At 44.3% G+C, this 5,542-nt stretch carries 4 protein-coding genes; all 4 read left to right on the top strand.

The genetic code is table 11. The features are described from left to right. On the top strand, positions 1-1,621 hold a 1,621-nt coding region (locus SMIDD26_RS08020), incomplete at its 5' end, for an ABC transporter ATP-binding protein (RefSeq protein ID WP_134990251.1). Then, entirely contained in the window at positions 1,611-3,353 is a 1,743-nt protein-coding gene (locus SMIDD26_RS08015) for an ABC transporter ATP-binding protein (RefSeq protein ID WP_061439770.1), read from the top strand. The genes SMIDD26_RS08020 and SMIDD26_RS08015, both read left to right, overlap by 11 nt. A 206-nt stretch (positions 3,354-3,559) precedes the next feature. Next, positions 3,560-4,252 carry a sugar transferase gene (locus SMIDD26_RS08010; protein WP_061439769.1) on the top strand — a complete coding sequence of 231 codons (693 nt, stop codon included), beginning with the start codon at positions 3,560-3,562 and terminating at the stop codon, positions 4,250-4,252. A gap of 42 nt (positions 4,253-4,294) precedes the next feature. After that, the coding region (locus SMIDD26_RS08005; RefSeq protein ID WP_167747500.1) for a DegT/DnrJ/EryC1/StrS family aminotransferase at positions 4,295-5,542 on the top strand (1,248 nt) is incomplete at its 3' end.

Genomic DNA, 5,542 nt, shown 5'->3' with positions numbered 1-5,542 from the left:
CATTGATGCTATCACATCGGGGCAATTAACCCAGCAGACCCTCCTTCTTGACCTATTTTACTTGCTTCTTGCGGCCTTTGGGATGTACTATCTGCGCTATGTTTGGCGTATGTATATTCTTGGGACTTCCTACCGTTTGGGACAGATTATGCGCTCTCGCTTATTTGAGCATTTCACAAAAATGTCTCCAGCCTTTTATCAAACCTATAGGACGGGGGACCTGATGGCACATGCCACCAACGATATCAATGCCTTAACCCGTCTCGCAGGGGGAGGGGTTATGTCAGCGGTGGATGCCTCTATCACAGCTTTAGTGACCTTGCTGACCATGCTCTTTAGCATTTCGTGGCAGATGACCTTGGTTGCCATTCTTCCCCTGCCTTTCATGGCTTATGCCACCAGTCGTTTAGGGAGAAAGACCCATAAGGCTTTTGGCGAATCGCAAGCCGCCTTTTCCGAACTCAATAACAAGGTGCAGGAGTCCGTATCAGGTATTAAAGTGACCAAGTCTTTCGGTTACCAGGCGGACGAGTTGAAATCCTTTCAGACAGTCAATGAATTGACCTTCCAAAAGAACCTCCAAACCATGAAATACGATAGTCTCTTTGATCCCATGGTTCTCTTGTTTGTTGGTTCATCCTATGTTTTAACGCTTTTGGTTGGTTCCTTGATGGTTCAGGAAGGGCAGATTACAGTTGGTAATCTAGTAACCTTTATCAGCTACTTGGATATGCTGGTCTGGCCTCTTATGGCCATCGGTTTCCTCTTTAATATCACTCAGCGAGGAAAGGTTTCCTACCAGCGGATTGAGGAACTTTTGTCTCAGAAATCACCTGTACAAGACCCTGAGTTTCCTTTAGATGGCATTGAAAATGGACGCTTGCAGTATGCCATTGATAGCTTTGCCTTTGAAAATGAGGAAACACTGACAAATGTTCACTTTAGTTTGGGAAAAGGGCAAACACTGGGTTTGGTCGGGCAGACAGGCTCTGGGAAAACATCCTTGATCAAACTTCTATTACGTGAATACGATGTGGACAAGGGAGCCATTTACCTAAATGGTCACGATATTCGAGACTACCGTCTGACAGACCTTCGCAGTCTCATGGGCTATGTTCCTCAGGACCAGTTTCTCTTTGCGACTTCAATCCTAGACAATATCCGCTTTGGCAATCCTAACTTGCCCCTTTCAGCGGTCGAGGAAGCTACGAAGCTAGCCCGAGTTTACCAAGATATTGTAGACATGCCTCAAGGATTTGATACGCTGATTGGTGAAAAAGGAGTCAGTCTTTCTGGTGGTCAAAAGCAACGGTTGGCTATGAGTCGGGCTATGATTTTAGACCCTGACATTTTGATTTTAGATGATTCCTTGTCGGCTGTGGATGCCAAGACAGAGTATGCCATCATCGACAACCTCAAGGAAACGCGTAAGGACAAGACAACCATTATTACGGCTCATCGCCTGAGTGCAGTTGTCCATGCAGATTTGATTTTAGTCCTGCAAAATGGTCAAATCATCGAACGAGGCAGGCACGAAGACTTGCTAGCTTTGGATGGCTGGTATGCCCAAACCTACCAGTCTCAGCAGTTAGAAATGAAAGGAGAAGAAGATGCAGAATAAACAAGAACAATGGGCTGTATTGAAGCGCTTGATGTCTTATCTCAAGCCTTATGGACTCCTGACTTTTTTGGCACTTAGTTTTCTCCTAGCGACTACAATCATAAAAAGTGTCATTCCCCTTGTGGCTTCCCAGTTTATCGACCAGTATCTCAGCAATCTCAACCAACTCGCTGTGACCGTTTTGCTGGTCTACTATGGTCTATATATCCTGCAAACTGTAGTTCAGTATGTCGGTAATCTTCTCTTTGCACGGGTGTCATACAGTATTGTTAGGGATATTCGTCAGGATACCTTTGCCAATATGGAAAAGCTGGGCATGTCCTATTTTGACAAGACACCAGCAGGCTCCATCGTCTCTCGTTTGACCAATGATACTGAGACTATCAGCGATATGTTTTCGGGGATTTTATCCAGCTTTATCTCAGCAGTTTTTATCTTTCTGACAACTCTTTATACCATGTTGGTATTGGATTTTCGTTTGACAGCATTAGTATTGCTCTTTCTCCCCTTGATTTTCCTTTTGGTCAATCTCTATCGGAAAAAATCCGTCAAGATTATCGAAAAAACCAGAAGTCTCTTGTCAGACATCAATAGCAAGCTGGCTGAAAACATCGAGGGAATCAGAATAATCCAGGCCTTTAATCAAGAGAAGCGCCTACAGGCAGAATTTGATGAAATCAACCAAGAACACTTGGTCTATGCCAACCGTTCTGTAGCCTTGGATGCCCTCTTTTTGCGCCCTGCCATGAGTTTGTTGAAACTTCTAGGTTATGCTGTCTTGATGGCCTATTGTGGCTATCGTGGACTTTATCTGGGAATAACAGCAGGAACCATGTATGCCTTTATCCAGTACATCAATCGTCTCTTTGACCCCTTGATTGAAGTGACGCAAAACTTTTCAACCCTTCAAACGTCTATGGTTTCTGCAGGTCGTGTTTTTGCCCTAATAGACGAGAGGACCTATGAGCCCCTTCAGAAAGATGAGCAGTCTAAAGTCAAAGAAGGCAATATTCGATTTGAACATGTGTGCTTCTCATATGATGGAAAACATCCGATTCTGGATGATATTTCCTTCTCCGTTAATAAGGGTGAAACTATTGCCTTTGTGGGGCATACAGGTTCGGGGAAATCTTCGATTATCAATGTCCTCATGCGTTTTTATGAATTTCAGTCAGGCCGAGTTCTCTTGGATGGTGTGGATATTAGGGACTACAGTCAGGAAGAGCTGAGAAAGAACATCGGTCTGGTCTTGCAGGATCCCTTCCTCTATCATGGGACCATTAAGTCCAATATCGCCATGTACCAAGAAATCAGTGATGAGCAGGTAAAGGACGCAGCTAGCTTCGTGGATGCAGATTCCTTTATTCAAGAACTTCCTCAGGGATATGACGCCCCTGTTTCCGAGCGTGGCTCCAGTTTTTCAACTGGACAGCGCCAGCTTCTTGCCTTTGCTAGAACAGTCGCCAGTCAGCCTAAAATCCTGATTTTGGATGAAGCGACAGCCAATATTGACTCTGAAACAGAAAGTTTGGTTCAAGCTTCACTAGCTAAGATGCGACAGGGACGAACAACCATTGCCATAGCCCATCGTCTTTCTACCATCCAAGACGCCAATTGTATCTACGTATTGGACAAGGGGCGCATTATTGAGAGTGGAACACATGAGGAACTCTTGGCCTTGGGAGGGACCTATCACAAGATGTATAGCTTGCAGGCAGGGGCCATGGCCTAATACTCTTTGAAAATCTATTCAAGTCATGTCAGCTTTATCCGCAATCTCAAAGCTGTACATTGATCAGCCTGCGGCTAGCTCTTTGATTTTTATTGAGTGTAAGAAGGAAATCCTTCAAATTACAGATTTCTTTCACCGCCTTTTCCATTTTGTGGTATAATGAAAAATGTTGACAAATAGTATAATAAAAACAAAGGAGAAACAGCATGCTGAAATGGGAAGACTTGCCCGTGAAAATGAAATCAAGCGAGGTTGAGTCTTACTACCAGCTTGTCTCTAAAAGGAAGGGTTCGCTGATTTTCAAGCGTTGCCTGGATTGGGTTCTGGCCTTGGTCTTGCTAATTTTGACTTCCCCAGTCTTTCTGATCTTGAGCATTTGGATCAAGTTGGATAGCAAGGGGCCTATCATTTACAAGCAAGAGCGTGTGACCCAGTACAACCGTCCTTTCAAGATTTGGAAGTTCCGTACCATGGTAACGGATGCGGACAAAAAAGGCAGTCTGGTAACTTCAGCTAACGATAGTCGCATTACCAAGGTAGGAAATTTCATCCGCCGTGTGCGTTTGGACGAACTGCCTCAGCTGGTCAATGTCCTTAAAGGCGAGATGTCCTTTGTAGGGACACGTCCTGAAGTGCCACGTTACACAGAGCAGTATAGTCCTGAAATGATGGCGACCTTGCTCTTACCAGCAGGTATTACCTCTCCAGCCAGCATCAACTACAAGGATGAGGACACCATCATCAGTCAAATGACGGAGAAAGGTCTGTCAGTTGACCAAGCCTATGTAGAGCATGTTCTTCCTGAAAAGATGCGCTATAACCTCGCCTATCTCCGAGAGTTTAGTTTCCTCGGAGACATCAAAATTATGTTTCAAACCGTGTTTGAAGTGCTAAAATAAAGTAGTCATTAGAAAATGAGTACAGATAAAAGGAGCAAATCAATGCCAAATTACAATATTCCATTTTCACCACCCGATATCACAGAAGCAGAAATTGCTGAAGTAGCGGATACCCTTCGTTCTGGTTGGATTACAACAGGTCCTAAGACAAAAGATCTAGAGCGTCGCTTGTCTCAATATACACAGACGCCTAAGACTGTCTGCCTCAACTCTGCGACTGCCGCTCTTGAGTTGATTTTGCGCGTCTTGGAAGTGGGACCTGGTGACGAAGTCATCGTTCCAGCTATGACTTACACAGCTTCATGTAGTGTTATCACGCACGTAGGAGCAACACCTGTCATGGTGGATATCCAAGCAGATACTTTTGAAATGGACTATGACTTGCTTGAGCAAGCTATCACTGAAAAGACTAAGGTGATTATTCCTGTTGAGCTTGCGGGGATTGTGTGCGACTATGACCGTTTGTTCCAAGTTGTGGAGAAAAAACGTGACCTCTTTACCGCTTCAAGCAAGTGGCAAAAAGTCTTTAACCGTATCGTGATTGTTTCTGATAGTGCCCATGCTTTGGGATCTACTTATAAAGGACAGCCAGCTGGTTCCATCGCTGACTTTACTTCCTTCTCATTCCACGCAGTTAAGAACTTTACAACTGCAGAGGGTGGAAGTGCTACTTGGAAATCCAATCCAGCGATTGACGACGAAGAGATGTACAAGGAATTCCAGATTCTGTCGCTTCATGGTCAAACTAAGGATGCTCTTGCTAAGATGCAACTAGGTTCATGGGAATACGACATCGTAACCCCTGCCTACAAGTGCAACATGACAGATATCATGGCTTCTCTTGGTTTGGTACAATTGGATCGTTACCCAAGTTTGCTTGGCCGTCGTAAGGACATCGTGGACCGTTATGATCGTGGTTTTGCAGGTTCTCGCATCCATCCTTTGGCACACAAGACTGAAACTGTCGAATCTTCACGCCACCTCTACATTACCCATGTAGAAGGAGCGAGCTTAGAAGAACGCAATCTTATCATTCAAGAATTAGCCAAAGCAGGAATTGCAAGTAATGTCCACTACAAACCGCTTCCGCTCTTGACAGCCTACAAGAATCTTGGCTTTGATATGGCGAACTATCCTAAGGCCTATGCCTTCTTTGAAAATGAAATTACGCTTCCTCTTCATACTAAACTAAGCGATGAAGAAGTGGACTATATCATTGAGACTTTCAAAACAGTTTCTGAAAAAGTACTAGCTTCATCAAAAAATGACAAACTACAGTCAAGTAATAGT

This window comes from Streptococcus mitis (assembly GCF_001579035.1).
Classification (GTDB): domain Bacteria; phylum Bacillota; class Bacilli; order Lactobacillales; family Streptococcaceae; genus Streptococcus; species Streptococcus mitis_J.
This window is presented reverse-complemented; position numbering and strand designations above follow the sequence as displayed.